Genomic DNA, 21,611 nt, shown 5'->3' with positions numbered 1-21,611 from the left:
TCATGGCACTTCAATCACTGACCAACGCGCCCACGGATTTCGACTTCGTGATCGGCGACTGGCACGTCACGCACCGTCGCCTCAAGGAACGCCTCGCGAACTGCACGGAATGGGTGGAGTTCGACGGGGAGATGTCGACGCGCGCCGTGCTCGGCGGCTTCGGCAACATCGAAGACAACCTGCTCAAGTTTCCGGAAGGCGAATTCCGCGCGGTCGCGCTGCGCTCGTACGACGCCTCGAAGGGCACGTGGTCGATCTGGTGGCTGGACGGCCGCTTTCCGGATCGCGTCGACGTGCCGGTGGTGGGGCGCTTCGAAAACGGCGTCGGCACCTTCTTCGCGAATGACATGTTCGGCGACATGCCGATCGTCATCCGCTTCATCTGGTCGAAGACCAATGCCGACCACCTGCGCTGGGAACAGGCGTTCTCGGCCGACGGTGGCGCGAGCTGGGAAACCAACTGGACGATGGATTTCCGCCGCCGCGCCTAAGCGGTCGCGCGGAAAATCGACGGGCGGGCGTTAGCCTCGAAGCGGCCGTGGAATGATGGCGCTTTGCGAGGAGTCGACATGGACCCGTACAACAACACTGCCGCGCCCTCGCACGCCAACGGTGCGCTGTCGCTCAATGACACGATGGTCACCACCGCGCTGGAACTCCCCGGCATGCGCGTGGTGCGCAACCTGGGACTCGTGCGTGGCATCACCGTGCGATCGCGCTCGGTGGTCGGCAATTTCCTCGGCGGCATCCAGACGCTGTTCGGCGGCAACATCACCATCTACACGCAGCTCTGCGAGCAGGCGCGCATGGAGACCTACCGCGACATGATGCTGCACGCGCGCCAGCTGGGCGCGAATGCCGTCATCGCGGTGCGCTATGACGCGACGGAGCTTATGGCGGGACTCACCGAAGTCCTGTGCTACGGCACGGCCGTCGTCGTCGAGCCCGAACGCTGACATTCACCGCCTGTGAGACGCGGGCGGGCGACCCTGTCGCCATGCCTTCGTCCACCGGCCAGCCCTCGCTTTTCGCCACCGGCGACGTCGCCCTGTTCGACGACGCCGAGGGCGGCATCCGCTATCGCCCCGGCCTGATCGATGTCGACACGGCGTCGCGCTTGTTCCACGCGTTGCTGCAGAACGTCGAATGGCGCGCGCTGCAGCGGGAGATGTACGAGCGCACGGTCGATGTGCCGCGCCTCATCGCGTCGTACCCACTCGATGCGCCTGCATTGCCGTCGGCAGTCGGCGAAATACTCCAGGTCGTGCAACAGGTGGTCGATGCGCCGTTCGACTCGGTCGGCATCAACCTCTATCGCGACGGCGGCGACAGCGTCGCCCCGCACAGCGACACGCTGCACGCGCTGATGCCGCGGCAGCCGATCGCACTGGTTTCGCTCGGCGATGTGCGCGACATGGTGATCACGCCCAAGCCCGGCATTCGCGGACGACGCATCCGCCTGCCGCTCGAACCGGGCAGCCTGCTGCTGATGAGCCATGCCTCGCAGTCGACGCACGACCACGGCATCCCGAAGACGCGCGAGGCCGTTGGCCCGCGCATCAGCCTCGCGTTTCGCGTGCGCCAGCCGGGCGGTGACCTGCTGCGAGGCTATCGGCCTGCCGGCTGATCGGGCGGCCGTGAAGCGGCCGTGCATGGCTTACGGAAAACATGCGGGCGGGCCACGGCACATTGCCGGCGGAACAGCTGCGGAGATCACCGGTCGCACGTGCCATGAACGCCTAGACTCGCGATGTGACAGCGAACCCGAATCCTGCGACCACCGGCGGCGGCCATCGGCTGTTCTTCGCGCTGTGGCCGACGGATGACGTGCGCGTCGCGCTCGGTCGGGCCACGCACGGCGTGGAGATGTTCGTCGGGGCGGGTCGACGCACCGCGAGCGAAAAGCATCACCTGACGCTGCATTTTCTCGGCGGCTGGCCCGCCCCACCGGACGACGTGATTGAACAGGCATGTGATGCGGCGGCAACGGTGCGCGCCGACGCGCTCCGTCTTGTCATCGATCATGCGGGCGGTTTTGCAGCGGCACGCGTGGGTTGGCTTGCGCCTTCGGCCAATGCCGGGCTGGAGGCGCTGTGGGCTTCGCTCGGACGGGCGCTGGACGACGCAGGCATCCGCTATCGCTCGCACGAACGCTTTACCCCGCATGTGACGGTTCTACGCAACGTGCGGGGACGATTGGCGGAGGTCGCGATCGATCCCGTTCCGTGGTCCGTCCACGATTTCGTGCTCGTGCACAGCCACGACGGTTGCTACGACATCGTCGATCGCTGGCCGCTTCAGCCCTAGCGTTCACGGCGCGCACGCATTGCGCATGCAGCCTTTCGGCATGGCAAGCAAACAACTGCACATCGGCAGCGCAGGGTGGAGTCTGTCGCGGGCGAGCGCACCGTTCTTTCCCGGCGACGGCACCCATCTCGAACGCTATGCGCGGCGTTTCAACATGGCCGAGATCAATTCCTCGTTCTATCGGCCGCATCAGGCGTCCACGTACGGGAAGTGGGCGGCGAGCGTCCCGTCGGGCTTCCGGTTCGCAGTTAAGTTCCCGCGCGCGGCGACGCACGATGCGCGGCTACGCGGCTGCGTTCCGGTGATCGACACGTTCCTCTCGCAGGTAAGCGGGCTCGGTGATCGCCTCGGGCCGATCCTCGTGCAATTGCCGCCTAGCCTGCAGTTCGAGGCCCGCACCGCGAACGCGTTCTTCCGTGCACTGCGCGCTCGTTTCGACGGCGCCATCGTCTGCGAGCCTCGCCACGCATCGTGGTTCGAGAAGAAGACGGACGCGTTCTGGTCGCGCTTCGAGGTGTCCCGCGTCGCTGCCGACCCCGTGCGCGACGCGGAGGCGGCAAAGCCGGGCGGCGCCGGCCGCGTGCGCTACTGGCGCCTGCACGGCTCGCCGCGCATCTACTACGACGCGTACGGCGAAGAAGGACTGCAGCCCTGGGCGCGCGACATCCGCGCCGCGCGCCGCAAGGGTCACGACTGCTGGGTCGTGTTCGACAACACCGCGCACAGCCACGCGATTCCCGACGCGCTGCGACTGCAGGCGATGCTCACCCGCGCACGCAAGCCGGCGTGATCAGTCCTGCAGGTTCGCACCGCAGCCGCGGTAAACGCCGTCGCCGACGCTGAGCGTGACCGTCGCCTCGAAGGCCTGGCCGCTCATGCCGTCGCGACAACGCTCCTTGCGGATCTCGAGGCGCACGGCGCGACCCGAGACGTCCACGCCTTTATAGCCGTTCGCCGTTGCCGTGAGGGTCGCAGTGACGTGGTCCTGCCCGTAGTCGAGCAGCGCGTCGAGCTTCGGTGGCGTGCCGGCGATCAGGGCCATCCAGCCCGGCTCGCTACCGGCCGCGCGGAAGGTCGCGCCGGTCAGCACCGCCTGGTTCCATGGCGAAGCCTGCCTCGCCTGCACGCAATCGCGTGCGGCTTCACCCGTCAACGTGAGGGTGCCCGTCGCGCCCTTGGTCCAGAACTCGTTGCCGTGGGCATCGGCGTAGCGCGCACCGGACGCCGACATCGCGATCGGCAGCGTGAGCGACGCGCCGTTGTACGCGAGTCGAACCTGCTTGGGCGTGTCGTCGAAGCGCGACATCACGCCGAGGTCGCCGCATTCCCAGTGCGCGATCGGTCCACTGGGCTCGACGGGCGCCGCATCGCCGGCCGTCGCGCGACGCATGCGCACTTCGACGACGTCCCCGCCGGGCATGGCGCCGACCGGCGCAGGCGTTTCGAACCAGCGCTGGCCGTCCGGACCGATCAGCGTCGCGCGCACGGCATAACCGGCGGGATGCGGTGTCGACGGAACGGGGAGTTCGAACGGGTAGGGCGGACCGGCGACGTCGCCCAGTGTCTTGCTGGTGGCGACCGACCCCGACGCCGCGTCGAGCAGCTCCACCATGAGCGACGCACCCGGCGGCATCTTGATGCGTTCCACGTACGTCGCGATGCCGTGGATGGGTGCGATTGATGCGGTCGCACGCGGCGGCGGAGGTGGCGCGTCGCCCGACGCTGCGGGTGCGGCGCCGGACGGCGAATCGGGCGAGCGCGCGTTGCAGCCCGCGAACAACGCGGTGCAGGCAAGGAAGAACAGAACGGATCGTGTGGTCATGACGTCACCTCTGCACGCACGATGCCGCCGGTCGCGTTCATCCCGCGTCAGCGCGGTGCCGTGTCCACGCGCAGCACCGGATACAGGCCGTAGCGCTCGTCCCACGCGCTGTGGCGGCGGTAGAAGAACTCGAGCCGCTGCTCGGGACTCTTCGCGAAATCCGGATCATCCTTCAGGCGCTTGTCGAATTCGGCCCGCAGCGCGGGATCGGCGGCGAGCATCTTTTCCGCTTCTTCCTCGGCGACGTAATCCTCCATGTATTCCTTGCGCTCGAACGCCGTGTTCGTGCGGCCCCACGCGGCGATCGCGTCGGGTGCGGTGGGTTCGAGCAGGCCCATCACCAGTCGCGCCTTCGGCTGCGCGATCGGTACGAACAGCGCGCCGGCGACGAGCGAACGCGTTTCGGGCGTCCACGTGCCCTGCGCGTCCAGGCGCTGGTGGCCCTCGAACGAATCCGACGAGAACTTGATCGTGCTCGCACGCCAGCTCTGTGCGGCGATGTTGTCGAGCGGCGCGTCCAGGCGCGTGTACCGGATGCGGTGTGCGTCGAGCGTCGGCTTGACCATGTCGATCCACGCGGCAGGCACGACGTAGCCGGCGCGCGGTGCATTGGCACTGATGCGCGGAACGACGACGTCGTGCAGAGGGATGCGCCAGATCTGCGGCTTGCTCTCGTCATAGCGCGTCATCAACGCGCCGGAGACCGTCGACGGCGTGCGCGTGTAGGCGTAGCCCTTGAAGTCGATCGTACGTGCGGCCTCGGTGGCCTTGTAGTCGAGTGGCACCGACGTTCCGGCCAGCTTGGTCGCGCGATCGTCGGCCTCACGCTCAAGACGCTGCCAGGCAACGCCGTTCGCGGCCACCTGCTCGAGCACCGCGATGATCGCGTTGTGCGTCGTGTTGACGCGGTAGGCGTACGGCCGCCACGAATGCGTTTCGACCAGCATCGCCATGCGGTTGCGCAGCTGCATGTAGCCCAGCGAGAAACGCGGCGTCGACACGCCGTCCTCGAAGCCGGACGACGGGTCGTCGCCCTTCACGAACGACGGATAGAAGGGCAGCGGCAGCGCGCCCTGTCTGGTGAGTCGATCGATCGTGCCATGGCGCAGCGCGCGACCGGCGACCCGCAGCTTCTCGTCGCCCGAGTTCACCGGTTCGACCTGCACCGCGACATCGTGCTGGAACTTCGCGCCGTCGGTGACGTGCAGGTCGACGTACGCGACCGGATCCCAGCGCTCGATCAGCGCGAGCATCGCGCGCATCTCCGGCGCGTCGGCCTTCATGTAGTCGCGATTGAGGTTGAGGTTCTGCGCGGTGGCGCGCCAGCCCATTTCCTCGGGCCCGCGCTGGTTCGGGCGGTTCCAGGCCTTGAAGCGTTCGTGGCCATCGATGTTGAACACCGGCACGAACACGAAGACCTGACGGTCGAGCACACCCTTCGCGAGCTTGCCGTCGAGCATTTCCCGCAGTGCGAGGAAGCCGGCGTCCTTGCCGTCGATCTCGCCGGCGTGGATGCCGCCCTGCATCAGCGTCACCGGCAGGTTCTTCGCACGCGCGGCTTCGGGCGTCAGAGCGCCGGAGGTCGAGGCGATCAGCGCCTTCATCGGCCGGCCTTCCGGCGTGGTGCCGAAGGTCTCGCAGCGCACCGCGTTCGGGTACTTGGCGGCGAAGGCGTCGCAAAGGGCGATGACCTCGTCGTAACGCCCCGTACGCACGAATCCGCTGCGCTCGGCGACGGTGGTGAGCGCGTCCTGCGCGAAGACGGGGAGGGCGACGGCGAGCAGGGCAACGAGCAGCGGCGTGCGGTTCATCGGCGGCGGGATCGGCAAGGGAGCCGGGATGGTAGCCGGCTGGCCGTGCGATCATCGCCGTCCGTCCCGTCCAGAGTGTTCCGATGCGCACCCTGTACTACGCCCCCGGCGCGGCGAGCTTCGTCGTGCACTGGCTGCTGATCGAGCTGGGCCTCGACGCCGAGCTTCGCAAGGTCGACACAGCGGCCGGCGAACAGAAGAGCCCCGAATACCTCGCGCTCAATCCGAACGGCGTCGTGCCCACGTTCGTCGATGAAGGCCGACCGATGTTCGAAGCCGCGGCCATCATCATGACGCTGGGTGACCGCTACGCGTCCGGCCGCCTTGCGCCGATGTTCGACGCACCAGAGCGCGCGACCTATAACCAGTGGATGTTCCACCTCGCGAATGCGGTGCAACCGTTGTTTCGCATCTGGTGGTATCCGCACGAGCCGGCAGGCGAGGCCAATGCGGAGCTGGTGCGCCAGCAGGTGATCCCGCGCATCGAAGCGGCATGGCAGCGTCTCGACGACCACCTCGCCAAGAACGGGCCCTACCTGCTGGGTGGACAGCCGAGCATCGCCGACTTCTACCTGACGATGCTGATGCGCTGGTCGCGCAACATGCCCAAGCCCGCGGACCGCTTTCCGCATCTGGGCGCGCTCGCTGCCAAGATGAAGGCGCGACCCTCGTTCGCCACGCTCTACGAGCGCGAAGGCCTCACCGACTGGGCCTGACGGCCGGACGCCCGACTGCATGCTGACTCTTCTCATCATTGCCGTGACCGCGATCGTTTCATGGCTCGCGTTCCAGAACGGCCGGCTCGCCGAACGCCTGATTTTGTGGCCGCCCGCGGTGAAACGGGGACAGGTCGATCGGCTGCTCACGCATGGCTTCATCCATGCGGACCTGTCGCACCTGTTCTTCAACATGCTGACACTGTTCTTCTTCGGTCGCCTGACCGAGCAGGTCATCGAAAGCCTCGCCGGCCCGGTCGTGTTCGTCTTCTTCTACGTGTCCGCGGTGGTCGTCGCGATCCTGCCGAGCTACCTGCGTCATCGCGACGACAGCCGTTATCGCAGCCTCGGTGCGTCCGGCGCGGTCGCTGCCATGTTGTTCGCCGCGATCCTGATCGATCCGTGGATGATGATCTTCATCCCGATCCCCGTGCCCGGCGTCCTCTACGGCATCGGCTACGTCGGCTGGTCGTGGTGGGCCGATCGCAACAGCCAGGATGGCGTGAACCACAACGCGCACCTGTCCGGCGCGATCTACGGCGTGCTGTTCATGCTGGTCATGAATCCCGCGGTGGGCCCGCACTTCCTCGCCGCGCTGATGTCGCCGCACTTCTGACGCTCACCGCGTCTGCATCACGGCCGGTGTCTGCTCACCGCTTTCGACACGAGGAGCCTTCGATGGACATCCAGCACCAGCCCGAGAACGAGCGTTTCGTCGTGCTCACCGACGGCCACGAGGCCGAGATGAACTACCGCCGCGAGGGCGACGTCCTGGTCATCACGCACACCGGCGTTCCGTCCGAAATCGGCGGGCGCGGCATCGCGGGTGACCTGGTGCGTGCCGGCTTCGACTACGCGCGTGCCCACGGCCTCCGTGTCCGTCCGGCCTGCAGCTACGCGGTCGCCTGGGCGCAGCGCCACCCCGACTATGCGGACGTGCTCGCAAGCTGACCGCTGCACGCAGCGCGCGGTTGTGACAGCATCCGCGCCCCACGCCGGCCCGACCCCGCCATGCGAATCAGCAAATACATCAGCGACACCGGCCTCTGCTCGCGACGCGAAGCGGACCGCCTGATCGCGGAAGGCCGCGTCACCGTCAACGGCCTGCGCGCCCGCGTCGGCGCGGAAATGGCCGAAGGCGACGAGGTGCTGCTCGACGGGCAGAAGCTCGCCGTTCGCAAGGCGGCACCGGGCAAGCGTCGCCATGTCTACATCGCGCTCAACAAGCCGGTGGGCGTGACCTGCACGACCGAGAGTTCAGTCCCCGGCAACATCGTGGAGTTCGTCGGCCACCAGGAGCGCATCTTTCCGATCGGCCGCCTCGACAAGGATTCCGAAGGCCTGATCCTGCTCACCAGCAACGGCGACATCGTCAACGAGATCCTGCGCGCGGAGAACAAGCTGGAGAAGGAATACCTGGTCGCGGTGAATAACCCGGTGACCGACGAATTCCTGCGCGGCATGGCGCGTGGCGTGCCGGTGCATGGGCAGATGACGCTGCCGTGCCGCACCGGAAAGCTCGGGCGCTTCGGTTTCCGCATCACGCTGGTGCAGGGCCTGAACCGGCAGATCCGCCTGATGGCCGCGCACTTCGGTTATCGGGTCAAGACGCTGGTGCGCGTGCGCATCGGCGGCGTCAAGCTCGCCCATCTGAAGGTCGGGCAGTGGCGCAACCTCACCGACGCCGAACTGCACGGGCTGGTGCCGGGTCGTACCGACTGGTAGTCGCGTGGATGCGGGCGTCACACGCGGCCCATTAATTTCGCGTCGACGCCCCGTTCAATTCGACGCTGCATGACCCCCTCTTCGATGATTTCCCGCCGTGCGCCCTGGCTGGCCGCGTCCGCGGTCGCCTGCGTGTTGCTTGTCGCCTGCCAGAAGCACGACGCCTCGACGCCGGGAGCGCGGTCGGCTGCATCGCCGACGGCCGCGATCCCGGCGACATCGCGCGTGGAGATCAAGGACGTGCTCGACACCTCGTCGAAGCACGTCATCGGCGTCAGCTACCCCAAGGACCTGTCGAAATATCCCGGGCTCGCCGCACTCGCGCAGCGTTACGCCGCGCAGGCGCGCCAGCAGGTGCTCGACGCCGAACGCCAGCGCCCGCCGGGCACGGCTGCGGGGCCGTACGAGCTGTCGCTGGAGTTCCAGCTTCGCCACGAATCGCCGCAGCTCGTTGTGCTCGCGGTCGACGGCAGCACCTTTACCGGCGGCGCGCACAGCACGCCGATGATCCAGCGCTGGGTCTGGCTGCCTGCGCAGAACCGCCAGCTGACCGCCGCCGAGCTGTTCCCGCAGGCGCAGAGCTGGCAGCGCATCGCGACCGACGTGCGCACGCAGCTGCAGACCGAACTGCAGCAGCGCCTGGACGCCGATGAGATCGCGCCGCATGAGCGCGCGCAGCTGCTGAAGTCGGCGACGGCGATGATCGAAGGCGGCACCGAACCGAAGGCCGACGATTTCGCGGTGTTCGAGCCGGTCTTCGACGACGCCGGGCACATCAGCGCGCTGCGCTTCGTGTTCCCGCCGTACCAGGTCGGGCCGTTTTCCGATGGCACCCACACGGTCGAGTTGCCGGCGGCGCAGCTGGTGCAGGACGTCGCTCCGGCGTACCGCGCACTGTTCGCGACAACCGGCTGATGACGCCGCGTCCGGCGACGCACGCCCCGGCGACGCGCACTCGCGCGCCGGCCGCGCGTCGACGAGACGAACGCTTTCCCGACGTCCCCGAAGGCACCGCCCCTGAACCCGCCGGCAGCAGCCTGCGCGCACTTCGCGAGGCGGCCGAGGCCTGCAAGCGCTGCGACCTGTGGCGGCCCGCCACGCAGACCGTGTTCGGCCGCGGCTCGCCGAAAGCGCGCATCTTCGTCGTCGGCGAACAACCGGGCGACAGCGAGGACATCGCGGGCGAGCCCTTCGTGGGTCCGGCGGGTCAATTGTTCGATCGTGCGCTCGATGAGCTCGGCATCGATCGCAAGACGATGTACGTCACCAATGCGGTGAAGCACTTCAAGTTCGAACCGCGCGGCAAGCGACGCATCCACAAGCAGCCCGATCCTGCCGAGCAGAAGGCCTGCCACCTCTGGTTGGAGCGCGAACTGAAAGCGGTGAAGGCCGACGTGATCGTGTGCCTCGGAGCGATCGCGGCGAAGGCGATCTTCGGCTCCAAGTTCGCGCTGATGAAACAGCACGGGCAATGGCAGTCGCTGCCGGACGGCCGTCGTGCCTTTGCGACCGTGCACCCGTCCTGGGTGCTGCGCCAGCGCGGCGATGCCGATCGCCGCGCGGCGTACCGAACGTTCCGCGATGACCTGGCGCTGCTCAGCGAGATGAACGACGACGGCTGAGCCCGCGCCGGCCGCGTCTCACGGGCCGAGACGCGCCATCGCCACTATCGGCCGCTCCCCGACGGAGCCGGCCGTGAATACGATCGACAAGCTCGCGATCCTCGCCGACGCCGCCAAGTACGACGCGTCCTGTGCATCGAGCGGCGGCAAGGTGCGCGACTCGTCGGGCACGGGCGGTATCGGCAGCACCGGCGGCATGGGCATCTGCCATTCCTACACGCCCGACGGCCGGTGCGTGTCGCTGCTGAAGATCCTGCTCACGAACTTCTGCGTCTACGACTGCGCGTACTGCGTCAACCGGCGGAGCAGCAACGTGCGTCGTGCGCGCTTCGCCACCGACGAAGTCGTGCGGCTGACGCTCGATTTCTACCGTCGCAACTATATCGAAGGCCTGTTCCTCTCGAGCGGCATCATCCGCAATGCGGACTACACGATGGAGGAGCTGGTGGAAGTCGCGCGCTCGTTGCGCGAGGACCACGCTTTCGGCGGCTACATCCATCTGAAGACGATTCCGGAAGCCTCACCGGAGCTGCTCGCCGCAGCGGGCCGACACGCTGATCGGCTCAGCATCAACATCGAATTGCCGACCGAAGGCGGGCTGTCGTCGCTCGCGCCGGAAAAGACGTCGCGCAGCATTCGCGGCGCGATGGGGCAGCTGCGCTGGCGCATCGAGGAAGCGAAGGAAGAGCGAAAGGCCACCCGCCACGCGCCGGTTTTCGCGCCGGCGGGGCAGAGTACCCAGATGATCGTCGGCGCGGACGATGCGGACGACCGCAGCATCCTCGACACCAGCGCGAACCTCTACGGCAACTATCGACTGCGGCGCGTCTACTACTCGGCCTTCAGTCCGATTCCCGATGCGTCAGTTGCGCTGCCGCTGAAATCGCCGCCGCTGGTGCGCGAACATCGCCTGTATCAGGCCGACTGGTTGATGCGCTTCTACGGCTTCGATGTCGATGAAATCGCGCCGCGCGATTCCGGCGCGGCCATGCTCGATCTCGACATCGATCCCAAGCTCGCCTGGGCGCTGCGCCATCCGGCGAAGTTTCCGGTCGACGTGAACACCGCGCCGCAGGAAATGCTGCTGCGCGTGCCGGGCCTCGGCACCAAGACCGTCAAGCGCGTGCTGTCGTCGCGCCGCTTCGCGCGCCTGCGCTTCGACGATCTGGCGCGCTTGGGCGCCAGCCTGCGCAAGGTCGGGCCATTCGTGCAGACGCTCGATCATCGTCCGAGCGGCACGCTTGAACGCCCGGACCGTCTGCGTGCCAGCCTCGCGCCGCCACCGATGCAGGCGACGCTGTTCTGATGTGGCGTGCAGTCGTCGAGCCGGCATGGGACCTTGGCGCGTGGCGTGATGCGGCGCGTCGCGCGCTGCAGGCGGGCATCGCGCCGGAGTCGATTGAATGGAACGGTGATGTCGACGGCCTGCTCGGCGGGCGTGCGCTCGACGATGCTCCGGTCGTGCACGCCGCACCGAACGTTCCCGGTGCGTTCCTTCGACTTGCGCAGGCCGTGGTCGCGCACCGCGATTTGCAGCGGCACGCGCTGCTGTACCGGTTGCTGTGGCGCATCACGCAGGGCGAGACGTCGCTGCTCGAGCACAACGCCGATGTCGAGGTGCGTCGCGCGGCACAGATGGAAAAGGCGGTGCACCGCGATTCGCACAAGATGAAGGCGTTCGTGCGCTTCCGCGAAGTGCCGGGCGAAGCGAACACGTTCGTCGCCTGGTACGAGCCGGATCATCACGTCGTCGATCTGGTCGCGCCATTCTTTGCCAAGCGCTTCGCCGGCATGCGCTGGGCGATCCTCACGCCGTACCGGCGCGCGATCTGGGATGGCGAGGCGCTTGCACTCGGCGATGGGGGCGATCGCAGCGAAGTGCCACGCGAGGATGCGGGCGAGGCGCTATGGCGGCGCTATTACGCGAGCATCTTCAATCCCGCACGATTGAATCCGCGCGCGATGAAGGCCGAGATGCCGGTGCGGTTCTGGAAGCACCTGCCCGAAGCGCAGGATCTGCCCGAGCTGATGCGCGATGCTTCGCGTCGCGTCGATGCGATGGTGGCGCGCTCGCCCGAGCCGGCGAGACGCGTGATTCCGGCGCCGGTCTTTGCGCAGGCAACGCCGGTCGACGATCTCGACGCGTTGCATCTCGCGCTTCGTGACTGTCGCAACTGCCCGCTGTGGCAGCCGGCGACGCAGGCGGTGCCGGGCGAAGGTCCGCGTGATGCGCGCATCGTCTTCGTCGGTGAACAGCCGGGCGACGAGGAAGACCTGTGCGGTCGGCCGTTCGCTGGGCCCGCCGGTCGCCTGTTCGACCGCGCGATGGCGGAGGCGGGACTGGATCGCAGTGCCGTGTATGTCACCAACGCGGTCAAGCATTTCAAGTTCGAGCAGCGCGGCAAGCGGCGCATCCACCAGCGCGCGAACGCAGCGGAACAGGCGGCGTGTCGTGGCTGGCTGGAGCGAGAGCTGGAACTGCTGCAGCCCGAATACATCGTCGGCCTCGGCGCGACGGCGGCGACGGCACTGCTCGGTCGTGGGTTTCCGTTGATGCGCGAACGCGGACGCTGGCATCCGGCGCCGGATGGCACGCCCGTGCTCGCGACGGTGCATCCGTCGTGGGTGCTGCGACAGCCGCTGGATGTACAGGACGAGGCGTACCGCGGTCTGCTCGAGGATCTGCGTCGTGTGGCGCACGCAACGCCGAGGGACGCGCCGACGCTCGCAACACCTGCATTGATCGGCGCGGACTAGCATCCGACCTTCGTCCCCGCGGAGAAGCGCCATGTCGTTCAACCCCGTCAACTGGTTCGAGATCTACGTCGACGACATGGCGCGCGCACGCCGCTTCTACGAGACGGTGCTGGAGCGCCGTCTCTCGCAGCTGCCGTCGCCCGAGATCCAGATGTGGGCGTTCGACGCCACGCCCGATCAGCCCGGCGCCGGCGGCGCGCTGGTGCACTACGACGGACTGAAGGCAGGCGGTGCATCGACGATCGTCTACTTCCGCACAGCCGACTGCGCCGTCGAGGCGTCACGCGTGGAAGCGGCTGGGGGCCGCATCCACAAGCCCAAGATGTCGATCGGGCCGTACGGATTCATCGCGCTCGCCGTCGACACCGAGGGCAACATGTTCGGCCTGCACTCGATGGCGTGAAGGCGCGCGTTCGGACGAACGGTCGCGAACGCGGGTTGCCTGCTGCTGGAATCGCGGGCAGGATCGACCCATGGTCTCGACGCCCGCCCTCGCATTGAACGCCGCCCGCTTCGGGCGCGTCGACGCGCGCGTCAATAACAATCGCAATAACGCCAGCCTCCCGCGGGCCGGCGATTAGCGCGCGCAACACACGCTGATCGACCACGAAGCCCGCACTGAGAAGTGCGGGCTTCTTCGTTTCTGCATCCCGAACATCAAACCCCACGAAGAAGGCTCCCCACCATGTGCTCGATCCTCGCCGCGTTCGACCTCCGTCCCGACGCCGATCTCCACGTGCTTCGGCCCCTCGCGCTCGCCATGTCGGCGCGACAACGCCATCGCGGCCCCGACTGGAGTGGCGTGCACGCCGACGACGCGGCGCTGCTGGTGCACGAGCGCCTCGCCATCGTCGACCCGGTTGGCGGCGCGCAGCCGATCGTGTCGCAGGACGGCCGCGTCGTGCTCGCGGTCAACGGCGAGATCTACAACCACCGCGAGCTGCGTGCGTCCATGCCGGACTACGCGTTCACCACCGGCTCGGACTGCGAACCGATCAGCGCGCTCTACACGCATGAGGCCGACATCGGCGCGTGGCTCGACCGGCTCAACGGCATCTTCGCGTTCGCGCTGTGGGATCGCGAAGCGCGCCGCTTCGTGATCGCGCGCGATCCGATCGGCGTCTGCCCGTTGTACTGGGGGCACGATGCCGATGGTCGCGTGTGGGTGGCATCGGAAATGAAGGCGATCGCGCGCAACTGCCCCGACGTGGGCCCCTTCCCGCCTGGGCACTGGTACGACAGCGCGACCGGTCAGCTCCGTCGCTACCACGTGCGTGACTGGCGTCGCTTCGAAGCGACCGAAGGCGTGCAGGTATCGAAGGCCGAGCTACGCGACGCGTTCGAACGCGCCGTGCATCGCCAGATGATGAGCGACGTGCCGTACGGCGTATTGCTGTCCGGCGGCCTGGATTCGTCGCTGGTCGCCGCCGTCGCCGCACGTTATGCGCGGCGTCGCATCGAGGACGACGATCAGAGTGAGGCGTGGTGGCCGCGCCTGCACTCGTTCGCGATCGGTCTCGAAGGCTCACCGGATCTCGCCGCTGCGCAGATCGCGGCCGATGCGATCGGCACCGTGCATCACGGCTTCACTTACACGGTGGAGGAGGGCATCGACGCACTGCCCGAAGTCATCCGTCACATCGAAACATATGACGTCACCACGATCCGCGCGTCGACACCGATGTTCCTGCTCGCGCGCCGCATCCGTGCCATGGGCATCAAGATGGTGCTGTCGGGCGAGGGCAGCGACGAAATCTTCGGCGGCTATCTCTATTTCCACAAGGCGCCGAACGCGCGCGAATTCCACGAGGAAACGGTGCGCAAGCTCGAGGCGCTGCACCAGTTCGACTGCCTGCGCGCGAACAAGTCGATGATGGCCTGGGGTGTGGAAGCACGCGTGCCGTTCCTCGACACCGAGTTCCTCGACGTCGCCATGCACATGGACGCGACCGCGAAGATGGCGGGCAAGGGCCGCATCGAGAAGGCCGTGCTGCGCGAAGCATTCGAAGGTGCGCTGCCCGATTCCATCCTGTGGCGGCAGAAGGAGCAGTTCAGCGACGGCGTCGGCTACGGCTGGATCGATTCGCTGAAGGCGCATGCCGACGCGCAGGTGACCGATGCCGCGCTCGCCACCGCCGAGTTCCGCTACCCGATCAACCCGCCCCAGGCCAAGGAGGCCTACCTCTACCGGACGCTGTTCGAGCGCTGGTATCCGGGCGAGGCCTGTGCGCGCACGGTGCCGGGCGGCAAGTCGATCGCCTGCTCGACGCCGGCCGCGATCGCTTGGGACGCTGCCTTCGCGAATGCCGCCGATCCGTCGGGCCGCGCGGTTGCTGGCGTCCACGAAGCGGCACTGGCACCGGCAGGCGAGACGCGCGTCACGGCTGCATGACTCAAGACCGGCCCGCCCGCGCCCGTTAACGATCGGGAGAACGCGGGCGTGGCGGGTGCCTTGGGGTGCCCGGCCGTTCCGCCTGTAGTGACCGGAGCGGCATGACTTCCACAATGGCGAGCACCAGCACATCCGCCGTCGGCGCCCGTCCGGCGCGCGAGCGGCGCCGGCTGCGGCTGCTCGCCGTGGGCTGGGGACTGGCCGCGCTCCTGCCGGTGATCGCCGTCGTGCTCGCGGTCACCGACTATCGCGAATACCAGGACGCGCGCGAGGTTCGCAGCCGGCTGGTCGCCGACGCGGTACAGCGCCAGCTCCTCGATCGACTCGGGCTGCTCGGACGCCAGCTGGCGGGCGCGGCCTCCACGTCGGATGGCACCGCACTCGTGCCGATGGCCGACGTCACGGTCACGCCGGCAACCGCGGCGGATTCGATGGGCGCATCCGGGGCGCGCGTGGGCGCGCCGACGCGCATCGGCGGACGGTGGCGCCTTCCGGTCTCGCGTCGCGTGGGCGACCGCATCGTCCGGGCGACGATCGACCCCGAAGTACTCACCGCCGTCGTCCGCGGGTACCGCCTGGATCGGCACGATTTTGTAAGCCTCGTGCAGGACAGCCGCGTGCTCGTCGCGCGCTGGCCGCGCACGGAACGCGGCCTGGGCTCGCCCGTAGGCCGCTCGCCGCTGTTCGAACCGCACTACGCGCGCCTGCGCGAAGGGCGCTACGTCTCGGCGACGCTGAGCGACGGACGCTGGCGGGAGCATGCGTTCCGCCGGCTGCCAGGCACCGGCCTCGCGATCATCGTGGGCACCGAACCGCCGCAGATGCTGGACCTCTGGGGCCGGCCCGCGGGCGCGATCTGCATCATCGCGCTGCTGCTGGCGCTCGCGTGGAGCTGGCTGGTCCGCCGCTTCGATCGCGTGCTGCACCAGCTCGAGAACCGCGAGGAGCGCTTGGAGCAGGCGAAGACGCTCGCCATGCTCGGCGAATACGAATGGGATCCGCGCACCGGGATCATCCAGGTCAGCCGCCAGGGCGCGCGGATCTACGGCCTGCCGGAAACCACCCGCGCGATGCCGCTGGACGACGTCATGGAGCTGGTGCATCCCGACGACCACGCGATCGTGCAAGCGGGCGGTGTCGAGGTCATGGCCAGCGGCGGCCCCACCGACGTCCAGTTCCGCATCCGCCGTACCGATGGCGCCGAGCGTGTCGTTCTCGCGCGGTCGCTCGTCACGCACGACGAGTATGGCCAGACGATCGTGCGCGGCATCCAGCAGGACGTAACCGAACTGGTCGAAGCCCGCGAGCGCGCGCACGAAGCGGAGGAGGAGTACCGCTTCCTCTTCGAACACAACCCGCTGCCGATGTGGGTGTTCGACCGCGACACGCTGCAGATCCTCGCGATCAACGACGCGATGGTTTCGCACTACGGCTACACGCGCGACGAACTGATCGGCGCGAGCATGCTGTCCTTCCGCCCCGACTCCGAGCACGAGGCGGTGCGCGCCGCGGCGGCGGACGCCTCTTCGCGCCGCCCGCAGGGCAAGGTGTGGACGCACCTGCATCGCAATGGCCATGTCATGCGCATGGCCATCTACAACCATGACATCGACTTCCACGGCCGCAACGCGCGCCTGGTCGCCGCCGAAGACGTGACCGAGCGCGAGCGCGCGCAGGAACGCTTCCATCTCGTCTCGCGCGCGACCAGCGACGCGGTCTACGACTACGACGTGCAGAGCGGCGAAGTGTGGTGGAGCGAGAGCTACTACACGCGCTTCGGCACCCTGCCGCAGGACGTCTCGCCGATCGAGGAGTGGTCGACCCGCGTGCACCCGACGGACCACGCGCGCGTGACCAACGGCCTCAAGCACGCACTGGAAAGCGACGACGGCGAGTGGCGTGAGCAGTATCGCTACCGCCGCGGCGACGGCAGCTACGCACTCGTCATCGACCGCGCCTTCATCCAGCGTGACAGCACCGGCCGCGCGTTGCGCGTCGTCGGTGGCATGCTCGACATGAGCGAGCGTGAAAGCTACGAAGAGCGTCTCGCGTACCGCGCCACGCACGATTCCCTGACCGATCTGCCGAACCGCCAGCTCCTGCAGGACCGCCTGCAGCAGGCGCTGCTCAATGCACAGCGCTACGGCCGCGGCGGCGTGCTGATCTTCATCGACCTCGACGACTTCAAGCTGGTCAACGACGCGCTCGGCCACGGCGCGGGCGACCAGGTGCTGCGCGAAGTCGCCGACCGCCTGCGCAGCGTTGCGCGCGAAACCGACACCGTCGCGCGTTTCGGCGGCGACGAGTTCGTCATCGTCCTGACCGAACAGATGGGTGACAGCGGCGCGACCGAAGTCATCCGTCGCATCACCGAGGCGCTTTCGCGCCCGATGGACCTCGGCGACACGCAGCACACGCTGACGGCCAGCCTGGGCTGGTGCCGCTTCCCCGAAGCTGGCAAGGACGTCGAGACGCTGCTCAAGCACGGCGATCTCGCGATGCACCAGGCGAAGCGCCAGGGCCGCAATCGCGCGGTGCCGTTCCAGGCCGAGTTCGTCGACGGCGTGTCACGCCGCGTGCAGCTCGTCGCCGAGCTGCGCCGAGCACTGGAGCGCGACGAATTCGTTCCGGTGTTCCAGCCGCTGTTCGATGCCAACGAACGTCCGGTCGCGCTGGAAACGCTGGTGCGCTGGAACCACCCGGAACGCGGCCTGCTGATGCCGGGCGAGTTCATTCCGGTCTGCGAAGAGAGTGGTCTGATCGTCGATCTCGGCCGGCGCGTGCTCGACCAGGCGGCCCGCCACTACCGCCTGCTGGCCGACGCCGGCCTGCCGCAACTGCGCGTCGCCGTTAACGTGTCGCCGGCACAGTTCAACGACGAACTCGTGCAGTACGTGGCGGAGACGGTGCAGCGTCATCGCCTACCGGCGGAGGTGCTGGAACTCGAAATCACCGAAGGCTTGCTGATGCAGGATCCGGAACGTGCGATCGAGCTGATGCGCCAGATCGCCGGCCTCGGCGTGAGCTTCTCGATCGACGACTTCGGCACGGGCTATTCGTCGCTGGCTTACCTCAAGCGTTTCCCGATCGATCGTCTGAAGATCGATCGATCGTTCGTGCGCGACCTCGGCAGCGACGAGGACGACGCCGCGATCTGCAACTCGATCATCGGCCTCGCGCACGCGCTGGACATCCGCACCGTCGCGGAAGGTGTCGAAACGTCACTGCAGCTGGACTGGCTGCGCGAGCGCCACATCGACGAAGTGCAGGGCTACCTGCTCGGTCGCCCGATGCCGTTCGACGAACTGCTGCCGCTGCTCATGCGCTACGTCGAACGCGAACGCAATGCGGTCGCGTCCGCCGTTCCGGCGCCAGCAGTCGTCTGACTCCTAAATCGCGCGCCGTCAGCGCGCCGGCTCCAGTGTCATGCGATGCGTGGTCGCGCCGGGCAGGAATGGCGTGGGGCGACCGTGCACCCAGTCGTCGTGGCCGGCGCCCCAGTAGGGCGATGCGGGATTGCCGGTCGGGCCGCCGGGCACATGCGCGATGCCATCGGCTTCATGACCCGGCGCCACCACCATGCGCTGCGACGCACCGAAATCCGGCGCAACGGCGCGCGGCGTCAGGCCATCGCCGTCCAGGGGTTCCATCGGCATGCACAGCAGGCGGCGCGCGAAGGGCAGCGCGGCGGCGAGTGGGTGGCAGATCGCCGCGGTGTTGCGCTCGCCCCAGGTGCGGTCGCGCAGCGGACCCTTCTTTCCCAGCGAATCACGGACGTGCGCCGCGGCGTCGTCGAACAGCGCGTCCCATGACGCGAAGCGCGGGTTCAGCAGGTTCGCGGGGCGCTGCGTGACCAGTGGCCATGCGACGCCTTCGAGCTGAGGCAGCTCGGGCATGTCGGCGTCTGCGCCGAGCGCGATGCGTGCCGGCATCAGCAGGCCTTCGCGCACGCGATCGAGCACCGACTGCCGCCAGGCACGGACGAGGCGGTACTGCACGGCATCGGCACTCGCCCGCGGTTCCAGCGGGCGGAGATCCAGCGCACGCAACGGGGAATCTTTCGGGCTGCGCGATGCCGCCTCGTGCAACAGCGTCGCCCAGCGCTGCAGGAATACGCTGCGATCGTCGAGTTGGATCGCGAGCAGGTCGCGTTCGTTGAACTGCTGCTTGGCCATTAGGTCGTCGCGGATGCGGCGCGCGCGCACCGCGAGCACGTAGCCGCCGTCGCCAATGCGGTGTAGATCGTCGCCGTCGGTAACGCGTGCGTTCGCCGACCATGCGCGGCCGGACGCGGGATCGATGACTGCGGGCGCCCCGGCGGTCGAGAACGACCACGGCGGACAGGTCGCACCGTCCGAAACGCCTGCAGCCTCGCAGCCCGGCGCGCGCTGCGGCACCGGCCCGAGCAGCCGCCACGCGATGCGTCCGCTGCGATCGGCGAGCAGCAGGTTCTGTGCGGGGATCGCGGTGCGGTCGGCGACGCGCATCGCATCGTCGATCGAGCCGGCGGTCGCCATGTCGAGCAGGCCGAGGTTCAACGCACCCGGCAGGTGGGCGACCCAGCGACGCGCAAGCGCGCGGTCCTGCGCATCGAAGTGGTCGATCGGGCCCCACGGCGTGTCGTAGACCACGACCGTCGCGTTCGGCAGCACGCGCTCGCGCACCTTGCGCGCGGCCGGGCACGAGGCGCGGTGGCAGTTCGGCACCACCACCCAGTCCAGCCAGTCGCCATAGCTGTTGGTGAAACCCCAGGCGACGTGCGTATTGCTGCCGACGATGACGCCCGGCAGGCCGGGCAGGGTGAAGCCGGTGACGTCGACGCGGCCACCGGGTGCGCGTGCGTCGGCATAGCGCAGGCGCGCGCGAAGCCAGATGTCAGGCACGCGCAGGCCGAGGTGCATGTCGTCGGCGAGGATGGCGCGGCCATCGTGTGTCAGGGCGCCGGCAACGGCGAAGTTATTGCTGCCGACTTCCTGCTTCGGCGTCAGCGGCTCGATGCGCTTGGCCTGCGTTGCCCAGCGGCGCAGGTCGATCTGAGCGGCGGTCGGCAACGTGGCATCGCCGCGCGGCTCGCCTTCCAGCGGCGCATCCCAGCTGCTGCCGTCGTGGCGGACCAGGGTCTGCAACGGTGCCGGCAGCGTCGGCAGCACGCGCGACAGCGCGAGTTCGCGCGCACCGGTCGCATCCTGCAGGTCGTAATACATCGCATACCCGACCAGGGGCGTGTCCTCGATCGCCCACTTGCGCGGCGACTGTCGCAGCAGCAGGTAGGGCCATGGCCGCACCTTCAGCGAGTGGGCGCCGGTATTGACGCCCGCTACGTAAGCTTCGACGACGCTGCGGCGCTCGCCCAGCGCGGCGTCGAGATGCGAGGCGACACGCGCGCGCAGCCGATCCTGACGATGCTTCGCGTCCATTGGAAACGCGCGCATGCCGAACAGCTCCGACAGTTCGCCCGCGGCAACGCGCCGCATCAGGTCCATCTCGAAATAGCGTTCCTGCCCGTGCACGTAGCCCAGCGCGCGCATCGCATCGGCTTCGTTCGCCGCGTCGATGGTGACCACGCCGAGCGCGTCGCGCTGGATGGTGACGGGTGCGGAGAGACCGGGCAGGGCGACGCGGCCATCCATGCGCGGCACGCTGCCCCGCATCGCGAACCAGATGCCCGCAGCGACCACCGCGACGAGCACCACCAGCGCGACGGCAAGTCGCGCGATCCACCGTATCCAACGCTTCATGCCGTCCCCTCGCGATCCCCGCCGTACTGTACGCGCGGCGGGAATCAGCGGCGGTCGAGGCGGTAGACGGCGGTCGACAGTCGGGTCACGCCTTCGTCGACGAAGGATTGCTGCGATCCGAGGATCTCGCGACGCTCCAACAGCTCGACACGCCAGTCGCGGCCGAAACGCTCGCGCACTTCGGGCTCGTCCACCGAAAACGGCGGCCCCGACTTCTCGTGCTGCGGATATTCCAACGTGATCAGCAGGCCGCGACAGTGCGCCGGCAGGCGGGCGTAGAGCTCGGCCACGTAGCGCTCGCGCATGGGGTCGGGCAGGGCGATCAGCGCAGCGCGATCGAATACCGCGTCGCACTCGCGCAGAGCGTCGTTGTCGAGCGCGAACGCATCGCCGCAGATGATCTCGATGCCGTTGGCTCGGTAGTGACGGCCGTAACGTGTGTCCACGATATCCGGCGTCAATGCGTGCTCGGCGAAGAACTGCTCGATCGCACGCGACGACAGCTCGACGCCAAGTACCTCGTACCCCTGCGACGCGAACCACGCGAGATCAAGCGACTTGCCGCACAGCGGCACGAACACTCGCGCGCCGGCCGCCACGCCGAGCGACGGCCAATGCTTGAGCATCAGCGGCGTCGGTTTGTCCTGATGGAAGCCGATGCGGTTGTCCTGCCAGCGCTGATGCCAGAAGCTTGCGTCCATTGCGTTCCTCGGGTGGGCTG

The 21,611-nt window shown here is 68.1% G+C and carries 20 protein-coding genes and 1 pseudogene; 16 read left to right on the top strand and 5 right to left on the bottom strand.

Going from position 1 to position 21,611, the window contains the following annotated elements; genetic code table 11:
* The first annotated feature begins 2 nt into the window (after positions 1-2).
* From DWG18_RS07000 to DWG18_RS06980, 5 genes are all read left to right on the top strand, one after another.
* A complete protein-coding gene (locus DWG18_RS07000) occupies positions 3-491 on the top strand; it encodes a DUF1579 domain-containing protein (protein WP_115646538.1) in 489 nt (162 codons plus the stop codon).
* Positions 492-569: 78 nt separating this feature from the next.
* Complete coding sequence (locus DWG18_RS06995; protein ID WP_115646537.1) at positions 570-956, top strand: YbjQ family protein; 387 nt, start codon at positions 570-572, stop codon at positions 954-956.
* A gap of 41 nt (positions 957-997) precedes the next feature.
* On the top strand, positions 998-1,627 hold the full coding sequence (locus DWG18_RS06990) for an alpha-ketoglutarate-dependent dioxygenase AlkB (RefSeq protein WP_115646536.1): 630 nt from the start codon (positions 998-1,000) through the stop codon (positions 1,625-1,627).
* Between the two features lie 125 nt (positions 1,628-1,752).
* Positions 1,753-2,307 (top strand): RNA 2',3'-cyclic phosphodiesterase, encoded by a 555-nt coding sequence (gene thpR / locus DWG18_RS06985; RefSeq protein WP_115646535.1) that lies wholly within the window; start codon positions 1,753-1,755, stop codon positions 2,305-2,307.
* 40 nt (positions 2,308-2,347) lie between these two features.
* Entirely contained in the window at positions 2,348-3,097 is a 750-nt protein-coding gene (locus tag DWG18_RS06980; protein ID WP_115648081.1) for a DUF72 domain-containing protein, read from the top strand.
* On the opposite strand, the gene DWG18_RS06975 is transcribed toward DWG18_RS06980, so the two are convergent.
* Together DWG18_RS06975 and DWG18_RS06970 are read right to left on the bottom strand one after the other, a co-directional pair.
* A complete protein-coding gene (locus tag DWG18_RS06975; RefSeq protein ID WP_115646534.1) occupies positions 3,098-4,129 on the bottom strand; it encodes an MliC family protein in 1,032 nt (343 codons plus the stop codon).
* A 47-nt stretch (positions 4,130-4,176) separates the two neighbouring features.
* Positions 4,177-5,940: a M14 family metallopeptidase gene (locus DWG18_RS06970; protein ID WP_115646533.1), complete on the bottom strand. Its 1,764-nt coding sequence runs from the start codon at positions 5,938-5,940 to the stop codon at positions 4,177-4,179.
* 83 nt (positions 5,941-6,023) lie between these two features.
* Here DWG18_RS06970 and DWG18_RS06965 point away from each other — a divergent pair, with 83 nt between their 5' ends.
* The 4 genes from DWG18_RS06965 (at position 6,024) to DWG18_RS06950 (ending at position 8,381) form a co-directional block, all read left to right on the top strand.
* Positions 6,024-6,656, top strand: a complete 633-nt coding sequence (locus DWG18_RS06965) for a glutathione S-transferase family protein (RefSeq protein ID WP_115646532.1) — start codon at positions 6,024-6,026, stop codon at positions 6,654-6,656.
* 19 nt (positions 6,657-6,675) lie between these two features.
* The gene (locus DWG18_RS06960) at positions 6,676-7,272 is read left to right on the top strand and encodes a rhomboid family intramembrane serine protease (protein WP_115646531.1); all 597 of its coding nucleotides are present in this window, start codon (positions 6,676-6,678) and stop codon (positions 7,270-7,272) included.
* Between the two features lie 62 nt (positions 7,273-7,334).
* Positions 7,335-7,607, top strand: a complete 273-nt coding sequence (locus DWG18_RS06955; protein WP_115646530.1) for a GNAT family N-acetyltransferase — start codon at positions 7,335-7,337, stop codon at positions 7,605-7,607.
* Between the two features lie 60 nt (positions 7,608-7,667).
* The gene (locus tag DWG18_RS06950) at positions 7,668-8,381 is read left to right on the top strand and encodes a pseudouridine synthase (protein WP_115646529.1); all 714 of its coding nucleotides are present in this window, start codon (positions 7,668-7,670) and stop codon (positions 8,379-8,381) included.
* Positions 8,382-8,398: 17 nt separating this feature from the next.
* Here the strand turns inward: DWG18_RS06950 and DWG18_RS06945 are convergent, their stop codons facing one another.
* On the bottom strand, positions 8,399-8,617 hold the full coding sequence (locus tag DWG18_RS06945) for a hypothetical protein (protein ID WP_115646528.1): 219 nt from the start codon (positions 8,615-8,617) through the stop codon (positions 8,399-8,401).
* Here DWG18_RS06945 and DWG18_RS06940 point away from each other — a divergent pair.
* From DWG18_RS06940 to DWG18_RS06910, 7 genes and pseudogenes are all read left to right on the top strand, one after another.
* Complete coding sequence (locus DWG18_RS06940; RefSeq protein WP_115646527.1) at positions 8,607-9,296, top strand: DUF3298 and DUF4163 domain-containing protein; 690 nt, start codon at positions 8,607-8,609, stop codon at positions 9,294-9,296. The two genes, DWG18_RS06945 and DWG18_RS06940, sit on opposite strands and share 11 nt — an antisense overlap.
* Positions 9,297-9,397: 101 nt before the next feature.
* Positions 9,398-10,003 (top strand): annotated as a pseudogene (locus DWG18_RS06935) (UdgX family uracil-DNA binding protein); the annotation flags it as partial.
* A 73-nt stretch (positions 10,004-10,076) separates the two neighbouring features.
* On the top strand, positions 10,077-11,309 hold the full coding sequence (locus DWG18_RS06930) for a putative DNA modification/repair radical SAM protein (RefSeq protein WP_115646525.1): 1,233 nt from the start codon (positions 10,077-10,079) through the stop codon (positions 11,307-11,309).
* The gene (locus tag DWG18_RS06925) at positions 11,309-12,760 is read left to right on the top strand and encodes a UdgX family uracil-DNA binding protein (RefSeq protein ID WP_115646524.1); all 1,452 of its coding nucleotides are present in this window, start codon (positions 11,309-11,311) and stop codon (positions 12,758-12,760) included. Before DWG18_RS06930 ends, DWG18_RS06925 begins: the two co-directional genes overlap by 1 nt.
* Positions 12,761-12,791: 31 nt before the next feature.
* Positions 12,792-13,163, top strand: coding sequence for a VOC family protein (locus DWG18_RS06920; RefSeq protein WP_115646523.1), 372 nt, complete (start codon positions 12,792-12,794; stop codon positions 13,161-13,163).
* 282 nt (positions 13,164-13,445) lie between these two features.
* Complete coding sequence (gene asnB / locus DWG18_RS06915; RefSeq protein WP_115646522.1) at positions 13,446-15,152, top strand: asparagine synthase B; 1,707 nt, start codon at positions 13,446-13,448, stop codon at positions 15,150-15,152.
* A gap of 101 nt (positions 15,153-15,253) precedes the next feature.
* Positions 15,254-18,538, top strand: coding sequence for an EAL domain-containing protein (locus DWG18_RS06910; protein ID WP_115646521.1), 3,285 nt, complete (start codon positions 15,254-15,256; stop codon positions 18,536-18,538).
* A gap of 18 nt (positions 18,539-18,556) precedes the next feature.
* Here the strand turns inward: DWG18_RS06910 and DWG18_RS06905 are convergent, their stop codons facing one another.
* Both DWG18_RS06905 and DWG18_RS06900 read right to left on the bottom strand, forming a co-directional pair.
* Positions 18,557-20,890 carry a penicillin acylase family protein gene (locus tag DWG18_RS06905; protein ID WP_115646520.1) on the bottom strand — a complete coding sequence of 778 codons (2,334 nt, stop codon included), beginning with the start codon at positions 20,888-20,890 and terminating at the stop codon, positions 18,557-18,559.
* Positions 20,891-20,934: 44 nt separating this feature from the next.
* Complete coding sequence (locus tag DWG18_RS06900; RefSeq protein WP_115646519.1) at positions 20,935-21,591, bottom strand: thiopurine S-methyltransferase; 657 nt, start codon at positions 21,589-21,591, stop codon at positions 20,935-20,937.
* Positions 21,592-21,611: the final 20 nt, after the last annotated feature.

Origin of the sequence: Lysobacter sp. TY2-98, assembly GCF_003367355.1 — a bacterium.
Taxonomy (GTDB): domain Bacteria; phylum Pseudomonadota; class Gammaproteobacteria; order Xanthomonadales; family Xanthomonadaceae; genus Cognatilysobacter.
This window is presented reverse-complemented; position numbering and strand designations above follow the sequence as displayed.

Coding starts and splice junctions, on each gene's coding strand:
- DWG18_RS07000 (WP_115646538.1), top strand. CDS start 3: ATGGCACTTCAATCACTGACCAACGCGCCCACGGATTTCGACTTCGTG.
- DWG18_RS06995 (WP_115646537.1), top strand. CDS start 570: ATGGACCCGTACAACAACACTGCCGCGCCCTCGCACGCCAACGGTGCG.
- DWG18_RS06990 (WP_115646536.1), top strand. CDS start 998: ATGCCTTCGTCCACCGGCCAGCCCTCGCTTTTCGCCACCGGCGACGTC.
- DWG18_RS06980 (WP_115648081.1), top strand. CDS start 2,348: ATGGCAAGCAAACAACTGCACATCGGCAGCGCAGGGTGGAGTCTGTCG.
- DWG18_RS06975 (WP_115646534.1), bottom strand. CDS start 4,129: ATGACCACACGATCCGTTCTGTTCTTCCTTGCCTGCACCGCGTTGTTC.
- DWG18_RS06970 (WP_115646533.1), bottom strand. CDS start 5,940: ATGAACCGCACGCCGCTGCTCGTTGCCCTGCTCGCCGTCGCCCTCCCC.
- DWG18_RS06965 (WP_115646532.1), top strand. CDS start 6,024: ATGCGCACCCTGTACTACGCCCCCGGCGCGGCGAGCTTCGTCGTGCAC.
- DWG18_RS06960 (WP_115646531.1), top strand. CDS start 6,676: ATGCTGACTCTTCTCATCATTGCCGTGACCGCGATCGTTTCATGGCTC.
- DWG18_RS06955 (WP_115646530.1), top strand. CDS start 7,335: ATGGACATCCAGCACCAGCCCGAGAACGAGCGTTTCGTCGTGCTCACC.
- DWG18_RS06950 (WP_115646529.1), top strand. CDS start 7,668: ATGCGAATCAGCAAATACATCAGCGACACCGGCCTCTGCTCGCGACGC.
- DWG18_RS06925 (WP_115646524.1), top strand. CDS start 11,309: ATGTGGCGTGCAGTCGTCGAGCCGGCATGGGACCTTGGCGCGTGGCGT.
- DWG18_RS06920 (WP_115646523.1), top strand. CDS start 12,792: ATGTCGTTCAACCCCGTCAACTGGTTCGAGATCTACGTCGACGACATG.
- asnB (WP_115646522.1), top strand. CDS start 13,446: ATGTGCTCGATCCTCGCCGCGTTCGACCTCCGTCCCGACGCCGATCTC.
- DWG18_RS06910 (WP_115646521.1), top strand. CDS start 15,254: ATGACTTCCACAATGGCGAGCACCAGCACATCCGCCGTCGGCGCCCGT.
- DWG18_RS06905 (WP_115646520.1), bottom strand. CDS start 20,890: ATGAAGCGTTGGATACGGTGGATCGCGCGACTTGCCGTCGCGCTGGTG.
- DWG18_RS06900 (WP_115646519.1), bottom strand. CDS start 21,591: ATGGACGCAAGCTTCTGGCATCAGCGCTGGCAGGACAACCGCATCGGC.